Raw genomic sequence first — 21,848 nt, forward strand, 5'->3', positions numbered from 1 at the left:
CCGGGGTAACGTCATGTGCGGCCCGGGGGCCGTCTCATGACGCCCGACGACGCGGCTGGGCCGGGATTGATTGCGTCGCGTGACGCACGGGGTCGGGGCCGTGACGGACGGGGTGCGCGCCCCGCCGCGGCTCTGCTTGAGTCGTTGCAGCCATCCAGAGCGATCGAGAGACCTGGCTCGTCGACATCGCAGCAACCACCCCACTCGGGGCCGGTGCTCCCGCCAGGACCGATGGGGCTGATCAGCCGCTTGCCGCGGCGTCGGCGTGCTCGGGGGAGTCGCCTCGACTGTGATGGTCGGAAGGACCTGCACCGTCATGGCCACCCCTGCCACCTCGCAACTGCCCAGCGGCCCCACGCGCCGCGCCGTCACGCTCGCCGGCCTCGGCGGCATCGGCGCCCTCCTGCTCGCCGCTTGCGGCGGCACCGGTGCGGGTTCCTCCGGCGACGCGGCCCTCGACGTGGATCCCGCCTCCTTCAAGGGGCAGAAGCTCAGCGCCCTGCTCATTACCTCGCACCAGGGCGCCGCCGATTGGCTCAAGGCCGAGTACAAGAAGCTGCGCGGCGTCGACGTGGACCTGACGATCGTTCCCTACGACGAGATCGGCTCCACCCTCCAGCTTGACCAGCAGTCCGGCGCCAACAAGTTCGACGTCGCGGCGCCCTGGTACGTCTCGCTCGGCGACCTCGCCGATGCCGGCGCCATCAAGGACCTGACGTCCTGGATCGACGCGGACAAGGCGCAGATCAAGCCGGAGGACTTCATCCCGTCGATCTACGACCCGTACTCCCTCATCGACGGCAAGCGCTACGGCCTGCCGTTCGACGGCGACACGCACGTGCTCTTCTACAACAAGACCATCCTGAAGCGTCACGGCATCACCACGCCGCCGGCCACGTGGGACGAGTACGTCGCCATCTCCAAGAAGATCACCGATGCGGAGGAGGACAAGGGCGTCTATGGCAACGCGGTCTTCGGCCAGAAGTCCCCGCTCATCCTCGGCGCCTCTTACGCGAACCGCCTGGCCGGCTTCGGCGGCAGCTTCCTCGACGAGTCCGGCAAGCCGGCCCTGACCTCGGCCGCGGCCGTGGCAGCTGCCGAAAACCTCGTCGCCTCCGTGGCGACGGCCTTCCCCACGGCCGCCGAGACCGACTTCGGCGTCGGCAACGGCGCGTGGTTCCGCGGCAAGGTCGCCTTCATCGAGAACTGGACCGACCTCGGCGTGGGCTCGCAGCTCAACGCCGACTCGACCGTCAAGGACCAGTGGGGCGTCGTCACCCTGCCGGTGGGCGGCTCCAACACCACGCCGCGCGCCTCCCTCGTGGCCGGCTTCAGCTGGGTCATCGCCGGGGGTACGGAGAAGGAGGCGCTGGCGCGCGACTTCATCCGCTTTGCCACAAACACGGAGACGAACTCCGCGCTCCTGGTCTCCGATCCGCCCTCCGGCATCGACCCGAACCGCAAGAGCTCGCTCGAGTCGGCGGCCTACACCAAGCAGTACCCGGAGCTGCAGAAGGTCAACACCACCACCCTCTCCGGCGCGCTCGCGTGGCCGCAGGTCAAGGGCGCCACCCGCGCGGCGGAGGTCCTGACCGACGAGCTCGCCAAGCTCATCGCCGGGCAGGGCGGCACGGCCGCCGAGGCGCTCGGGCGCGTGCAGAGCGAATGGGAGAAGATCCTTGGCTGACACGCTGGAGTCGGCAGCCCGGCGGGAGGCGGCCCCGGCCGCCTCGCCGCAGGGCCCGACGGCGCGGGGTCGGCAAGGTGGGCGGGCCCGCCCCGCGCTGGCCCCGGGTACCTCGGGCGTCCGCCGCTTCGGGCGGTTCCTGCTGATCCCGGCGGTGCTCGGCTGGCTGCTCATCGGCGTGATTCCGCTCCTGTTCATCGCCGCGAACTCCTTCTTCGAGTCCACTCTCGGGAAGCCGTTGCGGCGGTGGGCCGGGCTGGAGAACTACCAAGAGGCGCTCGGCGACCCAGACGCCGTCGCGGCGATCGTCCGCACGGCCGCCTACGCGGTTGGCGTGACGGCCGCCTCCGTGGCGCTTGGCCTGATCCTGGCGCTCGCCGTGCACTCGGCCTGGCGCCGCCCGAGCGCCCTGCGCGCGGCGCTCCTGCTGCCGCTCTTCATTCCGCCCGTGGTCGTCGGCGTGCTCTTCAAGCAGGTCTTCAACCCCGAGGGCGGCCTGCTCGCGGTCCTGGCCAAGGCCGTCGGCCTGCCGGCGCCCGGTGTCCTCTCTTCGACCGACACCGCCCTGCTCGGCATCGCCGCCGCCGATGTGTGGGAGTGGACGCCGCTCGTGTTTCTGCTGGTCCTCGCTGCCCTGCTCGCCCTCGACAGCAGCGTCCTCGAGGCGGCCCGGCTGGACGGCGCGCGCGGGCTCAGCCTCTTCCGCGGCGTGCTGTGGCCGGCCATCGCGGCGGCCGTCGCCGCGGCCGCGCTCATCCGCCTCGTGCTCGCCTTCAAGGTCTTCGACCTCGTGAGCGTCATGACCTCCGGCGGCCCGGGGCAGTCCACCACCGTGGCGTCCTACCTCATTCATCGCGTGGCGCTGCGCGAGTTCGACCTGGGCCGCGCCAGCGTGCTCACGCTCGCCCTCGCGATCGTGGTCACGCTCGTGACGGCGCCGCTTCTTGCCCTCAACGCGAGGGCCAACCGCCTCGAGGAGGAACCAGCATGAGCGCCCCCACCGCCCTGCCGGTGCGCGAGGCGAGCGTCCCCGCCGCCCGCCCCGGCCCCGCCGCGCAGGCGGGCCGGACTCCCGGCGGCCCGAGCGTCGTCGTGCGTTCTCCCCGTCGCCACGCGGGGAGCCGCGCCGGCTTCCGGCCCTCCGTGCTCGGCCGCGTGCTGTCGATCGTGGGGCTCGTGGGCGCGCTGGTCCCGCCGCTCTATCTGGTCTCCGTCTCGCTCATGGGTCGGGACGAGACCGTGGCCGGCGTGCTGGTCCCGGCCAGCCCGCGCTGGGAGAACTACGCCACCGTGCTCGGCGACTCGGAACTGCCGCTCGCCGTGGGCGTCTCGGTGCTCGTGGCCGTCCTGGCCGCCCTGATCTCGCTCGCCGGTGGGCTCGCCGCCGCGTGGTCCATCGCCCGCCTGGGCCTGTTAAGCGGGCGCGGGGTCGGGGTGCTGCTGAGCCCCTGGCTGCTGCCGCCCGTCGTGGCCGTGGTGCCGCTCTTCCTGCTCCTGCGCCTCTCCGGCCTGCTCAACACGATCCCCGGCCTCGTGCTCGTCTACGCCCTCGTCAACCTGCCGGTGGTGCTGTGGCTCCTGCTCAGCTTCGTGGCCAAGGTGCCGTCCGAGCTGATCGAGGCGGCCCGACTGGACGGCGCGGGGGAGTGGCGCATCCTGCGCAGCGTGGGTCTGCCGCTCCTCGCCCCGGCTCTCGTGGCCGTGGGGCTCATCGTGGGGCTGCAGAACTACCACGAGTTCCTGCTCGCCACGTTCCTCACGCAGGGCCCGGAGTCCCGCACGGCGCCCGTGGTCCTGTCCCTCTTCTACGGGGATCGCATCCCCCACGTCGGGCGCATCGCCGCCGCCGGCGTCATCACCGCCCTTCCCCCGGTCCTGGCAGCGCTGCTCCTGCAGCGCCGCCTCGTCTCCGGTCTGACCCACGGAGCCTCGCGCTGAGCGCGAAGAAGGAAAGCATCATGACCTCCCAGATCCACCTCAACGCCTTTGCGATGTCGACCCCCACGCACCAGAGCCCCGGCCTGTGGCGCCACCCGCAGAGCCAGGCCGATCGCTACCTCGACCTCGAGTACTGGACCGATCTGGCCCAGCTGCTCGAGCGCGGCGGCTTCGACGCGCTCTTCCTCGCCGACGTCCTTGGCGTCTACGACGTCTACGGCAACTCCTCCGCCCCGGCGTTGCGCGACGCCGACCAGGTCCCGCTCAGCGACCCCTTCCTCGCCGTCTCGGCGATGGCGGCGGTGACGCAGCGCCTCGGCTTTGCCGTGACCGCCGCGCTGACGTACGAGCAGCCCTACGCGCTGGCCCGGAAGTTCTCCACGCTTGATCACCTCACCAAGGGCCGCATCGGCTGGAACATCGTCACGAGCTACCTGGAGTCAGCCGCCCGCAACCTGGGCCTTGGACGCCAGATCGGCCACGACGATCGCTACGACGTGGCCGACGAGTTCATGGACGTGGTCTACAAGCTCTGGGAGGCCTCCTGGGACGAGGTTGCCGTGGTCAAGGACCGGGCCGCCGGCGTCTACACCGACCCGTCCAAGGTGCACCCCATCAACCACGTGGGGCGGCACTTCGAGGTCCCCGGCCTGCACCTCTCCGAGCCCTCGATCCAGCGCACCCCCGCGCTGTTCCAGGCCGGCGCCTCCTCGCGCGGCCGGGCCTTCGGGGCCAACCACGCGGAGGGCATCTTCATCAACGGCATCCGCCCGGACCTGACGCGCAAGAGCACCGACGCCACGCGGGACGCCCTCGAGGCCGCCGGCCGCGGGCGCCAGGACGCCAAGATCTACGCGCTCGTGACGGCGATCGTCGCCGACTCCGACGCCGAGGCCGAGCGGCTGCACCGCGAGTACCTCGGGTACGCCTCCCTGGAGGGGGCGCTCACGCTCTACGGCGGCTGGAGCGGGCTCGACCTCGCCGGCGTGCCGAGCGACGAGGAGCTCGAGTACCTCGACACCAACGCCGCGCGTTCGGCGCTCTCGATCTTCACCACGGCGGATCCGCAGCGCCGCTGGACCACGGCCGAGGTGGGCCGCTACCTCGGGATCGGCGGGATCGGCCCCGTGCTGGTCGGCTCCGCCGAAACGGTCGCCGACGAGGTGGAGCGGTGGATCGACGAGGGCGGGCTGGACGGCATCAACCTGGCCCACGCCATCACGCCCGGCTCCTACGAGCAGTTCATCGACCTCGTGGTTCCCGAGCTGCGCAAGCGCGGCCGGGTCCCCGCCGCGCCGCACGGCACCACGCTGCGCGAGCACCTCGCGGGGGAGGGGAACACGCGCCTGGCCGCGCCCCACCCCGGTGCCGCCTACCGCGGGAGCCTCTCCGCGGGTCCCTCCGCCGCGGATGCCGCCGCCACGCTGACCCCGGAGGCCGTGCTCGGCGTCCGCTGAGCCGGGCCCCGAAGGCCGAACCCACGGCGCCCGTGTGACGACCCCGTGTCGTCACACGGGCGCCGCCGCGTGTCACACGGGGTGCGGGGCCCGCCGCGAGCCCCGTCTCGTGACGCCGTGTGACGCGTGGCGCTGCTCGGGGGCGAAGCGTGACGGGCGGGGATGCGCGGGCGTCGCGTTCCTGGTGAGCTGGTCGCAGCCATCCAGAGCGATCGAGAGACCTGGCTCGTCGACATCGCAGCAACCACCCCGCCTTGTACGCGGGGACGGTGCTTCCGCCAGGAACGATGGGAACGCCGCGGGTGTGCACCGGCGTGACTGACACACACCGGCCTGGCGAGAACGCCAGGCCGCACCGGAACCGCCCACGCCGCCCACGCGGCGTCGGGCCCTGTCAACCCAGGAGCACTCATGAGCCTCACCGCCGAATCCACCCGCTTCCTCACCCCGTGGCGCGCCACCGAGGACCGCCCCCTCAACGCCACCGAAGAAGAGCTGAACCACTGGCGCGCCGCCGCCGAGCGTGCAGCCGCCGTCCTCAAGCAAGACGTCCTGACGCGCGATCGCTCCAACGCCGAGCCCTTCGCCGAGGTGGACGTGCTGCGTTCCGAGGGCCTCCTCGACATCCTGATCCCCGCCGAGTTCGGCGGCCCGGGCGGGCACTGGGAGAGCGCCTTCGAGGCCGTGCGCATCGTCTCCCGCGTGGACGGCTCGCTGGGCCAGCTGCTGGCCTACCACTTCATCAACCAGGCGGGCATCGCCTTCTACGGCGCCCCCGAGGCGCAGGGTGAGTGGTGGGCCAAGACCGCCCAGGCGAAGTGGCTCTGGGCCGACTCGGTCAACCCGACCGACCCAGACCTCACCCTCACGCCCGCCGAGAACGGCGACGGCTGGGTCCTGAACGGCAAGAAGCGCTACTCCACCGGCTCGTCCGTGGCCGAGGTCATCGTCATCAACGCCCTGGTGCGCGGCGGCGACGCCGACGGCCAGGTGCTCGCCTTCGTGGTGGAACGAGAGCGCGAGGGCCTCACCCTCGGCGGCGACTGGGACAATCTGGGCCAGCGCCTGACCGGCTCCGGTTCCGTCACCTACACCAACGTCGCCGTCCGCGACGAGGACGTCCTGGGCCCCGTCACCGACGTGCCGGTCTCCACCCTCATCACGCCCGGCATCCAGCTGGCCTTCGGCGCCTTCTACCTCGGGGTCGCCGAGGGCGCGCTGGCACAGGGCCGCGAGATCCTCCTGGCCCGTCCGAACGCCTGGTTCCTCTCCGACGCCCCGGTCTACGCCAAGGACCCGCTCTTCCAGCGCCGCATCGGCGAGCTCAAGGCGCACACGGCCGCCGTCGCCGCGCTCGCCGAGAAGCTCTTCCGTCGCTTCGACACCGAGCTCGACGCGGACGCCGCCTACTCCGACGAGGAGCGCGGGGCCTTTGCCGTGGCCATCGCCGAGCTCAAGGTCGCCGCCACCGACGTGGCCCTGCAGGTCGCCTCCGGCATCTTCGACGTCACGGGCTCCGGCTCCACGGCCAACACCGTGGGCCTCGACCTGCACTGGCGCAACGTCCGCACGCACTCGCTGCACGACCCGGTGGACTACAAGAAGGTCGAGGTCGACGCGTACTTCCTCGACGGCACCACCCAGCCCATCTCCCTCTACACCTGAGCCGGCCCCGCGCCGCCCCACAGACCAGAAGAGGAGAGAACCCCATGAGCATCACCGCAGAACCCACCTTCACCGTGGTGGGCCAGCAGGCCAGCCCCGAGGAGCTGGCGGCCGTCCGCGAACGCCTCGCGCCGGCCCTGGAGATCCTGCGCGCCGGCGTCGTCGAGCGCGACGCCGCCCGCGAGCTGCCGCGCGAGGGCGTCGCAGCCCTCGCCGCGGCGGGCTTCGCGGCCCTGCGCGTACCCCGCGAGTTCGGCGGCGCCGGGCTCTCGCTCACGCAGCTCTTCGCCGTGCTGACCGAGGTCGCCGCGGCGGACCCGAACGCCGCCCAGGCCCTGCGCGGGCACCTCGCCTTCGTGGAGGACCGCCTGGTCTCGTCTCCGGGCCCGGAGCGGGACGCGTGGTTTGCGCGTTTCGTGGCCGGCGAGCTGGCCGGCAACGCGTGGACGGACGCCGCCATCTCGAAGCAGGGCCTGACCTCCACGCGGCTGAGCCGCAAGGGCGGGGACTGGGTGCTGGACGGCACCAAGTACTACTCCACCGGCAGCATCTTTGCGCAGTGGATCGACGTTTACGCCGACTCGCCGGAGCACGGCGAGGACGTCATCGCCCTCGTCCGCACCGACGACCCCGGCGTGGAGCTGAGCGACGACTGGACGGGCTTCGGTCAGCGCACCACGGGCACCGGCACCACGGTCTTCACCCAGGCGGCCGTGCTGGACGCCCACGTGGTGCCGGGCTCCGAGCGCTTCGGCTACCAGACGGCCTTCTACCAGCAGGTGCTGCTGGCCACGCTGGCCGGCATCGCCCGCAACGCGGCAGACGACGCAGCGGCGGCCCTCAAGGCCCGCGCCCGCGGCTACTCCCACGGCGCTGCCTCCGGCCCCGCCGGCGACCCGCAGCTGCTCCAGGTGGTCGGGGAGCTGGACGCGACGGCCTTCGCCGCCGCGGCCGTCGTGGACGCCGTCTCCGCTGCGCTCGAGGGCGCGGCGGCCGCCGCCGAGGCCCGCTGGGTCGGGGGAGGCCCGACGGCGGAGGCGGACCAGGCGGCCGAGCGTGCCTCCGCGCGCGGCCAGGTGGTGCTCTCCGCCTCGGTGCCCGCAGCGGCCACCCGCCTCTTCGACGCGCTGGGCGCCTCCGGCACCTCGGTCACCGCCGGCCTGGATCGCCACTGGCGCAACGCGCGGACGGCCGCGACCCACAACCCGTGGGTCTACAAGGCGCGCATCTTGGGCGACAAGCTCGTCAACGATGCCGACGCGCCGCTGCTGTGGAGCGTGGGATCTGCGGGTTAGCCAAGGGAACCCGCCGGCTCCGCCCGGTCCGGTAGCAGGCGTTGGCGACGCCCGGCACCCACGGTGCCGGGCGTCGTCGTGCGCTGTGATGGAGCTCTCTGACCCCGCTGTAAAGTCCGTGGACGATTTGTCATGAGCCCTCTGGGCGGGACACCATTTGTCCACTGGGGGCCGCCTCTCATCCCCATTCGTTCCCCGCTTGTGGGGACGGATGGGCCAGGTGTGAGATGGTTCACAGCACTCCGTCACCCTTGAAAGTAGGAAGAGAGCCATGAAGCGTTTCACCGGCCTCAAGGTCGCGGCCGCCGCGGCCGCACTTGTCCTCACCGCCACCGCCTGCGGCAACGCCGGCTCCTCGGGCTCCGGCGACGCCGGCGCCAAGAAGAAGATCGAGATCCTGCAGTTCGTCACGCACGACGCGCTCGACGCCACCAACAAGGGCTTCATCAAGGGCCTCGAGGCGAACGGTTTCCCGGCCGAAAAGGTCCAGATCAACCAGCTCAACGGCGCCGGTGACAACTCCAACGTCACCCAGATGGCCACGAAGATCTCGCAGTCCAGCCCGGACCTCGTCTTCGCGATCGCCACCCCGGCCGCTCAGGCCGTCGCCAACACGGTCAAGACCGCCCCCGTGCTCTTCACCGCCGTCACCGATCCGGTCGGCGCCAAGCTCGTGAAGTCCCTGGACGCCCCGGGCGGCAACGTCACGGGCACCTCCGACGCCAACCCGGTCAAGGAGCAGCTCGAGCTCATCAAGCAGCTCAAGCCCGAGGCCAAGACCGTCGGCATCGTCTACTCCTCGGCCGAGTCCAACTCCGCCGTCCAGGTCGAGTGGGCCAAGGCCGCCGCGGCCGAGCTGGGCCTGACCATCGAGGCCAAGGGCATCTCCGCCTCCTCCGAGGTCTCCCAGGCCGCCTCCTCGCTCAACGTTGACGCGATCTACGTCCCCACGGACAACGCCGTCGTCTCCGCCATGGCCTCCCTCGTGAAGGTCGCGGAGTCCAAGAAGACCCTGGTCATCGGCGCCGAGGCCGGCACCGTCAAGGCCGGTGCCGTCGCCACCGTGGGCATCAACTACGAGAAGCTCGGCGAGCAGACCGGCGCCATGGCCGCCAAGATCCTGAAGGGAGAGGCCAAGCCCGAGTCCATGAAGGTCGAGACGCAGACCGAGTACGACGTGTACGTCAACGAGACCGCCGCCAAGAACATCGGTCTGACCCTCCCGGCCGACCTCGTGTCCAAGGCCGTCGAGAAGTACTGAGCCGTTCAATGATCCGGGGCGCGGGCTGGAGAAGGTTCCGGCCCGCGCCCCGGGCATGACGAGGAGTCACACGTGAACTTCATGAACTTTGGCGCGCAGTTGCCCGGCGCCACCGAACTGGGCCTCATTTACGCGGTCGCCGCGCTGGGCGTGTATCTCACGTTCCGCGTGCTCGACTTCCCCGACCTCACCGTGGACGGTAGCTTCACCACCGGCGCCGCCACCGGGGCCGTGCTGATCTCCTCAGGCACCCCGCCCATCGTGGCGCTCATCGTGGCCTTCCTGGCCGGTGCCGTGGCCGGCGCGATCACCGGCCTGCTGCACACCAAGGGCAAGATCAACGGCCTGCTGGCCTCGATCCTCATGATGATTGCCCTCTACTCGATCAACCTGCACATCATGGACGGCAAGGCCAACGTGCCGCTGCTGGGCATCGACACGATCTTCACGCCGCTGGAGATCGCCGGCTTCATGCGCAACTCGTGGACCGGTTCGCTGATCCTCGCCGCGTGGGTCCTGCTGCTCGTGGTGGTCCTGGTCGGCTTCCTGCACACCCGCCTGGGCCTCTCGCTGCGCGCCACGGGCGACAACGAGCAGATGTCCGGTTCCTTCCGCGTGAGCACCGACGGCCAGAAGATCCTCGGCCTGGCGCTCTCCAACGGCCTGGTCGCCGTCTCCGGCGCCCTCATGGCGCAGTACAACGGCGCCGCCGACATCACCTCCGGCATCGGCCTCATCGTCATCGGCCTGGCCTCGGTCATCGTGGGCCAGGCGCTCTTCGGCCAGCGCCGCGTGTGGCAGGCCGTCCTGGCCGCCGCGCTGGGCGCCGTCATCTACCGCTGGGTGCTCCAGCTGGCCATGGCCGTGGGCCTGGACCCCGCCGACCTGAAGCTCGCCTCCGCGGTGATCGTGGTCGCGGCGCTCCTGCTCCCGCGCCTGTCCTTCGTCAAGAACCTGCGCGCCAACCGCGCCCGCACCAAGCAGGAGGACGCCCTCGCGGACCTCGTGGATGCGACGGACGAACCGCACCCGGCCACCGTGATGCCGACCGGCGCCGAGACCAAGGGGCAGAGCAATGCTTGAGATCAAGAACCTCGCCAAGACCTTCTTCCCCGGAACGGTCAATGAGCGCAAGGCCCTGCAGGGCATCAACCTGACCCTGCGCGACGGCGACTTTGTCACCGTGATCGGCTCCAACGGCGCCGGTAAGTCCACGCTGCTGAACATGATCGGCGGCCGCCTGCGCCCCGACGTCGGCTCCGTGTCCATCGGCGGCCGCAACGTCACCAAGATTGCGGAGAACCGCCGCGCCCGCTGGGTGGGCCGCGTGTTCCAGGACCCCATGGCCGGCACGGCGCCGCACCTGAGCGTCGAGGAAAACCTGGCCGTGGCCATGGGCCGCACGCGCACGCGCAATCTGCTGCCCGGCGTCTCCGGCAAGGACCGCGTGTTCTTCAAGGAGCAGCTTGCCTCGCTCGAGCTGGGCCTGGAGAACCGCCTCAAGGCCGAGGTGGGCCTGCTCTCCGGCGGCCAGCGCCAGGCCCTGAGCCTGCTCATGGCCACCATGACGCAGCCCGAGATCCTGCTCCTGGACGAGCACACCGCCGCGCTGGATCCGCAGCGCGCAGCGCTGGTCTCCAACCTGACGGGCAACATCGTGGATCGCGACAAGCTCACCACGCTCATGGTCACGCACAACATGGAGCAGGCGCTGCAGCTCGGCAACCGCCTGATCATGATGCACGAGGGCCGCATCATCCTCGAGGTCGACGGCGAGACGAAGGCCGGAATGGCCGTCAAGGATCTGCTCGGCGAGTTCGACAAGCTCAAGGGCGGCGGGGTCTCGGACCGCACGCTGCTCCAGTAGTTTCCGCGCAGTTTTCAGCGCACGACGGCGCCCGGTTGCGTCCGTCCCTTGCCCCGCCTTGGCGGGGCGCGGGCGGGAGGCGACCGGGCGCCGTCGTGCTGTGTCCGGGGGCAACGTCAGGGTGAACGGCGGCTGGCAGTTCCCTGGATCGGCACACCCGGGCTTGCCAGGCCGTGATCATCTCGTTACCTTGGAATAGTCACGTTTCGATAACGACGCCCCGCGCACCGCGTTCGGGGACGAGTCGGAACGACGGAAGGGGCGGCTCGTGCCGTCCGCGCCCCTTTCCCACTGTCACGATCACGAGATCGCGCTGGACGGCCTCCCGCTGGGTCATGCGCGGGCGGAGCGGCGCAGGAGAAAACCGTGACCAAGAAGAACACCCCCATGCTTCGCCGTGCCCGTCGCGCCGGCGTCCTCGGTGCCGCCGCAGCCCTGCTCGCCGCAGGCGCCGCCGTGTCCGCCGCCCCCGCGCAGGCCGCCACGGCCTCCGCCAACACCTGGGACAAGCTGGCCGCCTGCGAGTCCGGCGGCAACTGGTCCATCAACACCGGTAACGGCTACTCCGGCGGCCTGCAGTTCACGTCAAGCACCTGGAAGGCGTACGGCGGTAAGGGCTCCGCCCACAATGCCTCGAAGGCCGAGCAGATCCGCGTGGCCAAGAAGGTGCAGGCCGGGCAGGGCTGGGGCGCTTGGCCCGCCTGCTCCGCCAAGCTGGGCCTGTCCGGCTCCAAGGGCGCCTCCGACGGTGCCACCGGCTCCGGTTCCAACACGAGCGGCAAGAAGTCCGTCGCCAGCACGTCGACGCGCACGTCCGCTCCGTCCACGTCCACGCGCTCGTACTCCGCCAAGGCCACGACCAAGAGCTACGCCGGCACGTCGAGGAGCTACGCGGGCACCGCCGCCAAGGCGGCCCCGGCTGCTCCCTCGCTCGCGCTGCCCAAGAACGTCAAGGACTCCGGCAAGGACTACACGGTCAAGAGCGGCGAGACGCTCGCCACGATCGCCAAGGCCCAGGGCCTGGACTCCTGGCTCTCGCTGTACGCGCTGAACAAGTCCGCGATCTCCAATCCCGATCTCATCTTCGTCGGCGCCGAGCTCAACGTCCCGACCAAGTGATGCTTGGCCCCGCTGTGCCGGGGTCATGACCGCGCGGGCCGCACCCTCCCCCGGGGGTGCGGCCCGCGTGGCGTTGCACCCGCAATTTCAGTGAATGACTATTCACTGAACCGCTCCGGCGGGGTACCTTGGAGTCTGGGCCCGCCGCGCGCGGGCCGCACCCGAAGCCCGAGCAGAACACGCAGGAGTGCAACCATGGCCAACCCCCGCAAGCCCGAGGGCGTGCTGGCCCGTTTGAGGGCGCAGCCCCTGTGGAAGCAGGCGTTGATCTGGGTGCTTGCCGCCCTCGTTGTTGTGGCCGCGGTGGTCCTGGTGGCCAAGGGTCTGCGCGCCATCCCGGCCGTGAAGGACTTCGTCGCGACGTACCCGGGGCACACCACCCCGCCCGCCGGCACGCCCGAGGGTTTCCCCGGCTGGCTGCGCTGGCAGCACTACCTGAACTTCTTCTTCATGGTGCTCATCGTCCGTTCCGGCCTGCGAGTGCGCACCGTCCAGCGCCCCGCCGCGTACTTCACACCCAAGAAGCGCGGGCGCGGTGCCGCCCCCAAGAAGATCAGCCTCGATCTGTGGTTCCACCAGAGCATCGACATCCTGTGGCTCGTCAACGGCCTCGTGTTTGCCGTGCTGCTCTTCACCACGGGCCAGTGGGCGCGCATCGTCCCGACATCGTGGGACGTGTTCCCGAACGCGATCAGCGCGGCGCTGCAGTACGCCTCCCTCGACTGGCCCACCGAGAACGGCTGGGTCTCCTACAACGCCCTGCAGCTCCTGACGTACTTCCTCACGGTCTTCATCGCCGCCCCGCTTGCCGCGCTCTCCGGCTGGCGCATGTCCGGGCTCTTCCCGGCCAAGAACAAGGCGCTCGCCAAGGCCTATCCCATCGAGTGGGCCCGCGCCGTGCACTTCCCGGTCATGCTCTACTTTGTGCTCTTCATGATCGTCCACGTGGTGCTGGTGCTCTCCACGGGGGCCCTGCGGAACCTGAACCACATGTTCTGGGGCCAGGACGTCTCCAGCTGGGCCGGGTTCATCGTGTTTGTCGTCGGCCTGGCCGTGGCGATCGGCGTCATGGAGGGGGCCCGCCCCGTCGTGCTGCGGCCCGTCGCCTCGCTCATGGGTAAGGTCAGCCGCAACTAGTCCTTTCCCCCGCCCGGCGGCGCGGCCAGCGCCGCCCGGCCCCACGAACCCCCCGCAGTTTCAGCCGTTTTTGGCGCCAGTCCCGCCGCGAGCGGGCACCCGACGCAAAGGAGCATCAGGATGCAGATTCAAGGAACCACGGCCCTCATCACGGGCGGGGCCTCCGGCCTCGGCAACGCGACGGCGCGGGCGCTGCTCGCCGCCGGCGCCGAGGTCTTCCTGCTGGATCTTCCCGGGGAGTCGGGCGAGAAGGCGGCGGCCGAGCTGGGGGAGCGCGCGCACTTCGTCGGCGCCGATGTCACCGACGAGGAGGCCGTGGCCCTCGCCGTGCAGCAGGCCGCCGCCGGCGGGACCCTGCGCATCGTGGTCAACTGCGCCGGCGTGGCGACGCCCGGCAAGCTCGTGGGCCGCGAGGGCCCGCTGACCGCCTCGGCGTTCATGCGCGTCATCAACATCAACCTGCTCGGCACCGTCAACGTCATGGCCCAGGCGGCCGCGGCGATGCAGGCCATCGAGCCGGTGGGCGAGGAGCGCGGCGTCATCATCAACACCGCCTCCGTCGCGGCGTTCGACGGCCAGATCGGCCAGATCGCCTACTCGGCCTCCAAGGGCGCCGTCGCGGCGCTGACCCTGCCCGCTGCGCGCGAGCTGGCCCGCTCGCAGGTGCGCGTCATGACGATCGCTCCCGGCATCTTCGAGACGCCCATGATGGCGGGCCTGCCGCAGGCCGCGCAGGACTCGCTGGGCCAGCAGGTCCCGCACCCGGCCCGCCTCGGCAAGGCCACGGAGTACGCGCAGCTGGTGCAGGCCATCATCGAGAACCCGATGCTCAACGGCGAGACCATCCGCCTGGACGGCGCCATCCGCATGGCGCCCAAGTGACCCGCGCGTCTCGCTGACACGCCAACGGGCGGCACCCCTTCCTGGGGTGCCGCCCGTTGGCGTGTCAGGGTGCCCGCCCCGCTCTCGTGCGTTTCAGGGCGTCCTTCCCTCTGGCCGGCGTGTCCGGGCGTCCTTCCGGTGCCTCTCCCTCCCGCTTCCAGTCCCGCACTTTTCGTCGAGTCCCGCAGGAAATGTTCGGGACTCGACGAAAAGTGCGGGAGGAGAGGGGCGGGAGAGCACGACGACGCTTGGGGGGGCTTGGCCGATGTGGCCGGCATGGGGCGCGTCCTGTCGGGTCAGACGCTGGCCCGCGCACCAGGAATCATCGGCGGCGCGAGGCCTAACCGCCCGACTCCTGGATGGCGGCCTCGCTGGCCGGTTCCCAGTAGATCCTCGCGGGGGTCGGGAGGGCCTTGAGCACCTTCACGATCTTGCCGTCGAGCTCCTGGACGCGCGGTGACTGGGCGCTCGCCGGGCCGCCAATCACCGCCCACGCCGCCGCCGTCGAATCGGGCCGCCCCGAGAGCGTGATGCCGTCGAAGTCGTCCCGCACGCAACCGAGCGAGGTGAGTTTGAAGCCCAGCTCGTGCAGGGCGAGTTCGTGCTGTGCGACCTGCTTGCAGCTCAGGTTTAGCTCCTCGGCCGAGAAGCGGCGTTCAACCACCTCAAGATCGATGCCCCTGCGCCGCGCCTCTGCGACGATCGGGAAGGTGTCCTCCAGCTTGTCGCGCTGCCAAAGGAGCAGCACCTCGGGGTACTCGGCCTCGTCGAACAAGGCCACGTCACCGCGCAGGGAGTCGGCCGGGAGGGCCTCAACCCAGGCGCGGAAGGCCGCGCGCGCTTCCCGACCGTTGTCCGGGGAGGGGGTGGTCGGCCCCGTGGATGAGGCGGCCGCCGTCGCCTGCCGGGCCGGCGCGCTCGACGCGCAACCACTCGCTGCCACGGCGAGCACCATCCCCAGGGCCGCGAAGGCCCTCGTCCGCGTGGCGATGCTCATGTCTGTCCCCCGGCTCGAGATGCGCTGCCATCAGTGTCCGGGACGCATGGCGAGATGGGTAGGCCGGGCGCGGTCTCGATTCCGGCTGGGCGCTCGGTTTCCTGGACGCAGAACGGTTTGCTCGCCGTTCTGGGTACAGCAAACCGTTCGTGGTGCCTCCTCGGATGCCCGACGTCGGGTGGCCCCCTTTCGGGGCGGGCTCAGCCGCGGGGGACGCGGCGCGCGGCGTCGTCGGCCACGATGCGGCCCAGTGCCGCGGCGTCCACGCCCTCGAGCGAGGTCAGCAGGTTGAGGTCGGCCAGGCGCGGCAGGCCCTGCATGAACGGCACGCCCACCGTCACGAGCCCGGCGGCGATGGCCGAGGCGGTGCCGGGGCGGGAGTCCTCGATCGCCACGGAGCGGGACGGATCCAGCTCGCCGTGCTTGGCACTCAAGAGCTCCAGGCCGCGAGCGTAGGGCTCCGGATCGGGCTTGCCGCGCGTGACGAGGTCGCCCGTGACCACGGCGTCGAAGGGGTTGAAGGGTAGGCCCTCGATCAGGGCCTCGGCGAGCGGCGTCTCGCTCATCGTGACGAGCGCCTGCGGGACGCCGGCGGCGTGCAGTTCCAGGAGCAGCTCGCGCGCGCCCGGGCGCCACTCGACGGCGGTGCGCAGCCCGGCCAGGACGTGGGCGATGAGCGTGTCGACGATCTCCCGGTTCTCCAGGGCGAGGCCGGCGCCCTGCAGCACCGCGGCGCCGTCGGGCAGGGCCATGCCCACCATCTGGAGGGCGTCCTCGTGCGTCCACTCGAGCCCGTGGCGGACCATGAGCTCGATCTCGCCGCCCATCCACAGCGGCTCCGAGTCGATGAGCGTGCCGTCCATGTCCCAGAGCACTGCCTGGGGAAGGGCGGTCGAACTCGGCTGCTGCATGTCTGCCTCCGTGAAGGGACGGGAACGGGAACGGGTGCGAGGGCACCGCTTCCAGTCTAGTGAGGAGCCCGGGCGTGGCCAGCCCAGGCTAGACTGATCGAAGGAATGTTCGATCAGTGAAGAGGGGAGGCACTGTGGGCGAGACGTACGACAGCCGCGGCGGCCGCGCCCTGCCCGGCGCCGATCGCTTCGACGCCGCCTCCCGCGCGGGCGAGGGCGGCGCCGGCACCGGCACGCCCGAGCAAGCGCACGGCTTCCCCTCGCCGGCCCAGGACTACTTCCACGGCGGCCTGGACCTCAACCGCCTCCTCGTGCGGGACCGCGCGAGCACCTTCCTCATGCGCGTCGAGGGCAACGGTATGGCCGCGGCCGGGATCAGTGCTGGCGACGAGATCCTCGTGGACCGCGCCCTGACCCCGCAGGACCGCAGTGTGGTCGTCGCGATCCTGGACGGCGAGCTCACGGTGCGCCGCTGGCACGTGCGCCCCGGCACGGTGGTCCTGGCCACGGACGACGGCGCCCACGTCACGCGCGTGGGCGAGGACACCGACCTCGTCCTGTGGGGCGTCGTGACGCGGAGCCTGCATCGTGTCTGAACTGCAGGGCCGCCGCGAGGACTGGGCGGTCGCCCACCTGGACGGTTCGCTCCTCGACCAGACCCAGCACGAGCGCCTGGCCCTCGTGGACGTCAACAACTTCTACGTCTCGTGCGAGCGCGTCTTCGACCCCTCGCTGCGGGGCCGCCCCGTGGTGGTCCTCTCCAACAACGACGGCTGCGTCGTCTCGCGCTCCCAGGAGGCCAAGGACCTCGGCATCAAGACGGGCCAGCCCTGGTTCAAGCTCGAGCCCTTCGCGCCCCGCTGGGGCCTCGTGGCCCGCTCGAGCAACTACGAGCTCTACGGCGACCTCTCCTCCCGCGTCATGGAGGTCCTGGGCCGCCACGGCCTCTGGCAGGAGGTCTACTCGATCGACGAGTCCTTCGTGGGCGTCGCGGGCACCCCCGACGAGCTGCTGCAGCTCGCCCGGCGGATTAGACAGGACGTTTTGCGCTACGTCGGCGTGCCCGTGTGCGTGGGTGTGGCTCCCACCAAGACCCAGGCCAAGCTCGCCAACCACATCGCCAAGGCCCGCGCCGAGCTGGAGGGCGTGTGCTCCTTCGACTCGCTCGCCGAGGCCGACCTCTGGCGTCTGCAGGAACGCCTGCCCGTCACGGGGCTGTGGGGCGTGGGCCGCAAGAGCGGCGAAAAGCTCGTGGCGGAGGGGATCGAGACGATCGCCGATCTGCGCCGCGCCGACGCCGCCAAGGTCCGCAAGCGCCACTCCGTGGTCCTGGAACGCACCGTGCGCGAGCTGAACGGCGTCAACTGCCTCCCGCCCACCGCGGAGAAGGCCGACCGCGCGCAGGTCATGTACTCGCGCAGCTTCTCCTCGCCCGTCAGCACGCTCGCCGAGCTGGACGAGGTTATGAACCTCTACACCCAGCGCGCCGCGGCCCGCCTGAGCGCCCAGGGCATGCTCGCCAAGGTCCTCACGGTCTCGGCGGGAACCAGCCGTTTCTCGGGCGAGGCATCCTTCCCCTCGCGCTCCGTGGCGCTCCCGGAGCCCACGGCCGACCCCGTCCTGCTCACGCGCTACGCCGTCTCCGCCCTGCGCTCCGTGGTGGTGCCGGGCACGCCCTATGTGCGCGCCGGCGTCATGCTCTCCGGCTTGGGCCGGGACCTGGACCACGGCGGCCGCGAGCAGCTCGAGCTCTTCAGCCTGGACGGCGGGGAAGACGCGGTGCCCGACGGCGCGGGGCCGGGTTCCGGCGCGGCCCCCGCCCGCGCGGCGGACCTCTCGGGCCTCCTGGCCTCGGTTAAGGGGCGCTTCGGCCACGCCGCGATCGGCCTGGGACGCGGTGGTTTTGCCGAGGAGCCCGAGTGGAGCATGAAGCGAGAGTTCCGCTCGAAGCGCTTCACCACGGAATGGGACGAGCTGCCCATCGCCAAGGCCTGAGGGCCGCCCCCGCCGTGCGCCCCCCGCCGTGCGCCGCCCGCCGTGCACCGCCCGCCGCCCGGCGGCGCCGAACGGGACAGCCCAGCGAGAGCCGGCCACGCGCCGTCGTACAGTGCCTCGAACACGCCGCGGGCCCCGGCGGATCCGAAGATCCGCCGGGGCCCGCAACGCCGACCAGGGGGAGGTCAGCGGAAGGAGACCACCTCCGCCTTGCCGCCGTCCTCGGACTTCTTCTTGCCCGAGAGGTCGCCGGCGGCGTTGTGGTGGTGCAGCAGCAACAGCTTCTGCTTGCTGTCGGTGAGCTTGACCGAGAGCGTCTGGCCCGGCAGGTCGGCGAGCGTGGTGGCTGGGGAGGCCACCTTGGCACCCGGCGCAAACGGGTTGAAGCCGATCCAGCCGGTCTCGTCCACGGCCACGTTCTCGCCGTCCACGTTGTTGTAGCTGCTCCAGGTGGAGACCTGGTAGCGCAGCTTGGACGCGTTCGACTGGGAGACGCCGATGGAGGAGAGCAGCACGGGCAGCACCGCCACGTTGGTGTCGAAGGCGTTCGAGTCCACATCGCCGAACAGACCGTTGAGCGGCTGCTGGTCAACGCGCTTGCCGGTCTTGAGATCGACCGTGTTGACGAGCGTCAGGTCGAGGTCGTCGGAGCCCGTGGTGTACGAGGCGAAGTCGGCCTTGCCATCACCGTCGGTGTCGAAGAGGACATCGATCTCCAGCGGGCCGCCGCTTGAGGTCTTCGTCAGCGTGGTCCAGTTGCCCCACGTGCTGATGCCGATGTCGAGGCGGCCGTTGGCAGCCCCCACGGACGGGGCCGTGGAGTTCGCGCCGACGTACTGCAGGTCCATGGCGCGGGCGCCCGGAACCTTGTCGAGCGCGGCCGGCTGGCGCGTGCTCGTGGTGCCCAAGGTCAGCGTGGAGACGAGGCCCTGGTACGTCTCGGACCCGCTGCCCTGGTCAAGGCCGCGCCCGCCCAGCTTGACGGTGCCGGAGAGCTTCTTCACGTCGAGCCTGACGCTCTTGGCCTCGATCTTGCTGACGGGCTTGGGCGCCGCGGTGACGGGCAGGCGCAGCGTGGGCTCCGTGGAGGAGGTGAACTGCAGTCGGCCCGTGACGTCGGCGAGGTAGCTACGCGCCACGCCCAGCTGCTCTGCGTCCGAGGTGGGATCCAGCGTCTTGGAGAGCTGGGAACCCTTAAGGGTCAGCGTGACCTTGACGCGGGCGATGCCCTTGGACGGAACGGTGACGCTCTTCTTGTCCAGGGAGATCGTGGCGCCCGGCATGGCCGTGGCGGCCAGGTAGGACACATTGTACGTGACCGGCGTGGTGCCGAGGTTCTTCAGCTCCACCGTGCGGGTGAACCGCGAGGTACCCGGCTTGGCCTCGATCACGCCGAACACCACGGAGGTGACGTCCGCCGCGTCCTTGTCGTACGCGATGACGTGGTTCTCCAGGGCCTTGCGGGCCTCCACACGGCCGGAACCGACGCGGTGCGGGCCGTAGGCCACGCCATCCTTGAGCACGTCCGTGGTGGCCGTGTTCATGACGAGCGCCTTGATCTGCTGCGGCGTGTAGTTGCCAGAGGCGGCGACCAGGGCGGCGATGCCAGCGGTGTGCGGGGTGGCCATGGACGTGCCGGACATGACTGCCGCGCCGTTGCCCGAGCCAACGCCCACCGAGCCGATCGACGTGCCGGGGGCGGCGACGTCGGGCTTGGAGACACCGTTGGTGCCGTGCACGCCGCGCGAGGAGGACGCGTTGAGCGAGTCCTTGACCCCGGTCGGCGAGGTGACCGTGCCGCGCTTGCTCGGGTCAACCGTGACCTTGAGCGTGCCGGCCTCGGCCGCCGCGTGGAGCTTGTCGGCGGAGGACTTGGTCAGCTGCACGCCCGGGATGGTGGTGTTGCCGGCGATGCCCGCGGTGAAGTAGTCGCTCGGGGCGTCGAGGACGACGCCTGTGGCGCCGGCCTTCTCAGCGTTGTCGAAGCGAGCCTTGGAACCGCAGGGAAGGGCCTGACCGGTCGGGTCATCGGTCCAGTGCAGGAAGACCCACTTGCCCTTCACGTTGCCGGTGATGGGCTGGCAGCCGGTCGTGGCCGAGCCGCCGTCGGCGACCACCACATCACCCGAGACAGCGCCGGCCCACGGGAAGTTAGCCGAGAGCTGGCTGGCGTAGGCGCCGGCGAGCTCGGAGGGGGCCGTGACGTCGGTCGGATCCGCGGCGGCGAGCGAACCCACCGAGTTGGCGACCGTCAGCGAGGAACGGGAGTTGCCGGGCGAGCCGCCCACGTCGGTAACGTCGGAGGAGTTGCCGGAGGCGACCACGGAGAGGATGCCCTGGGCGCTCAACGCGTCGACGATGTCGTTCTCGGGATCGTCGGTGGGGGAGAAGTCGGAGCCGAGCGACATGTTCACGATCTGCGCGCGGTCGGAGAAATCGCCGTCGCGGTTGGGGTCGAGCACGTAGTCGAGCGCCTGGCCCACCACGTCGGAGGAACCCTCGCAACCGAAGACGCGGATGCCAACGAGCGAGGCCTCCGGCGCGGAGCCGGGGCCGATGCGCATGGCCTTGACCTGCTTCTCGGTGAGCGTGGAGTAGTCGCCCTTGAAGGTCTTGCCGTCCGCCGTGGTGCCGTAGCCCGCGGCCGTGCCGGCGACGTGGGAGCCGTGGCCGGCCGTGGAGCAGTCGAGCGGGTTGGGGTCCGGATGCGGCACCGGCTGGTACGTGGGGTTGTTCGGGTTGGCGTCGTAGTCGTCGCCCACGAGGTCCCAACCGCCGATGAACTTCTTGGGGTCGAGCAGCCCGGACGCGGCGGTCGGCAGCGTCGCGGAGGCCTGGGCCGTCTTGTAGGCCTCGAGTGTGCCGGGGCCGCCGAAGCCGGCGTGGGTGTAGTCGATGCCGGTGTCCAGGACGGCGATGGTGATGCCCTCGCCCGTCTGATTCAGCTTCTGCCACGAGGCCAGGGCGCCGGTGTCGATGTCCGTGCCGGAATTGTCAGGGTGCTTGGGGACGATCGCGGTGATCTTGGCGACGTCGGGGCGCGCCGCCAGGTCGGTGATGGCCTGGGCGTCGCCGCGCAGGGCCACTCCGGGGAGCGCGTTGGAGGTCTTGTAGAGCACCTTCGCGTCCGCCTGGGCGGCGGCGGAGGAGCCCTTGGTCTCGATGCCCTGGCGCAGAGACTTGACCTTGGCGACGTTCTTGCTGGGGCGCTGCTTGCCCTGCTTGACGGCGTCGGACTGGGTGGCGGCAAACGTGCCCTCGCCCGTGAACTGAACGTAGACGCTGACCTCGCCCGTGGCCCCGCGCAGGGAGCCGGCGACCTTGAGGTCCTTCAGTCGCTCCAGCATCTGCTGGGAACTGCTCGGGGCGTCTGGGGTGTCCGGCGCGGCCACGCTGGGGGTGACAAACGACAGAGTGAGCGCTCCGGCTCCGAGCGCGGCGGCCGCCGCGCGGGAGAGGAAGCGCAGTCGAGGATGACTCATGATGCTCCTTGGGGTGAAAGGGCCGAGCATCGCGCACGTGAGGTGGCTCACGGAGTGCGACGAGTCTTCACTCTCTGACGCTGTTAGACGATTGTCAAGGCATTCCTTGACATCTCTTGTCATGTTTTTCTGGACGGCAAGAATCTCTCCCGGGG

The 21,848-nt window shown here is 70.8% G+C and carries 17 protein-coding genes and 2 riboswitches; of the genes, 14 read left to right on the forward strand and 3 right to left on the reverse strand.

The features are described from left to right. Window positions 1-147 precede the first annotated feature (147 nt). Window positions 148-240: riboswitch (SAM riboswitch) on the forward strand. A 76-nt stretch (window positions 241-316) separates the two neighbouring features. The 12 genes from DWB68_RS09045 (at window position 317) to DWB68_RS09100 (ending at window position 14,308) form a co-directional block, all read left to right on the forward strand. Then, the gene (locus tag DWB68_RS09045; protein WP_119424820.1) at window positions 317-1,687 is read left to right on the forward strand and encodes an extracellular solute-binding protein; all 1,371 of its coding nucleotides are present in this window, start codon (window positions 317-319) and stop codon (window positions 1,685-1,687) included. Beyond that, on the forward strand, window positions 1,680-2,678 hold the full coding sequence (locus DWB68_RS09050; protein WP_233548699.1) for a carbohydrate ABC transporter permease: 999 nt from the start codon (window positions 1,680-1,682) through the stop codon (window positions 2,676-2,678). The genes DWB68_RS09045 and DWB68_RS09050 overlap by 8 nt, the downstream gene beginning before the upstream one ends. Then, window positions 2,675-3,625 carry a carbohydrate ABC transporter permease gene (locus tag DWB68_RS09055; RefSeq protein WP_119424821.1) on the forward strand — a complete coding sequence of 317 codons (951 nt, stop codon included), beginning with the start codon at window positions 2,675-2,677 and terminating at the stop codon, window positions 3,623-3,625. Before DWB68_RS09050 ends, DWB68_RS09055 begins: the two co-directional genes overlap by 4 nt. A gap of 20 nt (window positions 3,626-3,645) precedes the next feature. Further along, a complete protein-coding gene (locus tag DWB68_RS09060; protein WP_119424822.1) occupies window positions 3,646-5,082 on the forward strand; it encodes an LLM class flavin-dependent oxidoreductase in 1,437 nt (478 codons plus the stop codon). Between the two features lie 196 nt (window positions 5,083-5,278). Then, window positions 5,279-5,376, forward strand: a riboswitch (SAM riboswitch). A gap of 117 nt (window positions 5,377-5,493) precedes the next feature. Beyond that, window positions 5,494-6,747 carry an acyl-CoA dehydrogenase family protein gene (locus DWB68_RS09065; RefSeq protein WP_119424823.1) on the forward strand — a complete coding sequence of 418 codons (1,254 nt, stop codon included), beginning with the start codon at window positions 5,494-5,496 and terminating at the stop codon, window positions 6,745-6,747. Window positions 6,748-6,791: 44 nt separating this feature from the next. Then, on the forward strand, window positions 6,792-8,042 hold the full coding sequence (locus DWB68_RS09070) for an acyl-CoA dehydrogenase family protein (protein ID WP_119424824.1): 1,251 nt from the start codon (window positions 6,792-6,794) through the stop codon (window positions 8,040-8,042). Window positions 8,043-8,313: 271 nt separating this feature from the next. Beyond that, window positions 8,314-9,303 carry an ABC transporter substrate-binding protein gene (locus DWB68_RS09075; RefSeq protein ID WP_119424825.1) on the forward strand — a complete coding sequence of 330 codons (990 nt, stop codon included), beginning with the start codon at window positions 8,314-8,316 and terminating at the stop codon, window positions 9,301-9,303. Between the two features lie 81 nt (window positions 9,304-9,384). Beyond that, complete coding sequence (locus DWB68_RS09080) at window positions 9,385-10,386, forward strand: ABC transporter permease (protein ID WP_407645688.1); 1,002 nt, start codon at window positions 9,385-9,387, stop codon at window positions 10,384-10,386. Further along, window positions 10,379-11,170: an ABC transporter ATP-binding protein gene (locus tag DWB68_RS09085; protein WP_119424826.1), complete on the forward strand. Its 792-nt coding sequence runs from the start codon at window positions 10,379-10,381 to the stop codon at window positions 11,168-11,170. The genes DWB68_RS09080 and DWB68_RS09085 overlap by 8 nt, the downstream gene beginning before the upstream one ends. Before the next feature lie 366 nt (window positions 11,171-11,536). After that, on the forward strand, window positions 11,537-12,289 hold the full coding sequence (locus DWB68_RS09090) for a LysM peptidoglycan-binding domain-containing protein (protein WP_233548700.1): 753 nt from the start codon (window positions 11,537-11,539) through the stop codon (window positions 12,287-12,289). Between the two features lie 195 nt (window positions 12,290-12,484). Beyond that, window positions 12,485-13,426: a cytochrome b/b6 domain-containing protein gene (locus DWB68_RS09095; RefSeq protein ID WP_119424827.1), complete on the forward strand. Its 942-nt coding sequence runs from the start codon at window positions 12,485-12,487 to the stop codon at window positions 13,424-13,426. Window positions 13,427-13,546: 120 nt separating this feature from the next. Continuing rightward, window positions 13,547-14,308 (forward strand): SDR family NAD(P)-dependent oxidoreductase, encoded by a 762-nt coding sequence (locus tag DWB68_RS09100; RefSeq protein ID WP_119424828.1) that lies wholly within the window; start codon window positions 13,547-13,549, stop codon window positions 14,306-14,308. A 340-nt stretch (window positions 14,309-14,648) separates the two neighbouring features. Here DWB68_RS09100 and DWB68_RS09105 read toward each other — a convergent pair whose 3' ends face one another. Together DWB68_RS09105 and DWB68_RS09110 are read right to left on the reverse strand one after the other, a co-directional pair. Next, window positions 14,649-15,305 (reverse strand): hypothetical protein, encoded by a 657-nt coding sequence (locus tag DWB68_RS09105; RefSeq protein ID WP_119424829.1) that lies wholly within the window; start codon window positions 15,303-15,305, stop codon window positions 14,649-14,651. A 200-nt stretch (window positions 15,306-15,505) separates the two neighbouring features. Then, window positions 15,506-16,216, reverse strand: coding sequence for an HAD family hydrolase (locus tag DWB68_RS09110; protein WP_119424830.1), 711 nt, complete (start codon window positions 16,214-16,216; stop codon window positions 15,506-15,508). Between the two features lie 134 nt (window positions 16,217-16,350). On the opposite strand from DWB68_RS09110, the gene DWB68_RS09115 reads away from it, so the two are divergent. Then, the gene (locus DWB68_RS09115) at window positions 16,351-16,812 is read left to right on the forward strand and encodes a LexA family protein (RefSeq protein WP_233548701.1); all 462 of its coding nucleotides are present in this window, start codon (window positions 16,351-16,353) and stop codon (window positions 16,810-16,812) included. Then, on the forward strand, window positions 16,805-18,211 hold the full coding sequence (locus DWB68_RS09120; RefSeq protein WP_325048559.1) for a Y-family DNA polymerase: 1,407 nt from the start codon (window positions 16,805-16,807) through the stop codon (window positions 18,209-18,211). Before DWB68_RS09115 ends, DWB68_RS09120 begins: the two co-directional genes overlap by 8 nt. 185 nt (window positions 18,212-18,396) lie before the next feature. Here the strand turns inward: DWB68_RS09120 and DWB68_RS09125 are convergent, their stop codons facing one another. Continuing rightward, complete coding sequence (locus DWB68_RS09125; protein ID WP_119424831.1) at window positions 18,397-21,693, reverse strand: S8 family peptidase; 3,297 nt, start codon at window positions 21,691-21,693, stop codon at window positions 18,397-18,399. Window positions 21,694-21,848: the final 155 nt, after the last annotated feature.

Source organism: Galactobacter valiniphilus, from assembly GCF_003575975.1.
Classification (GTDB): Bacteria; Actinomycetota; Actinomycetes; order Actinomycetales; family Micrococcaceae; genus Galactobacter; species Galactobacter valiniphilus.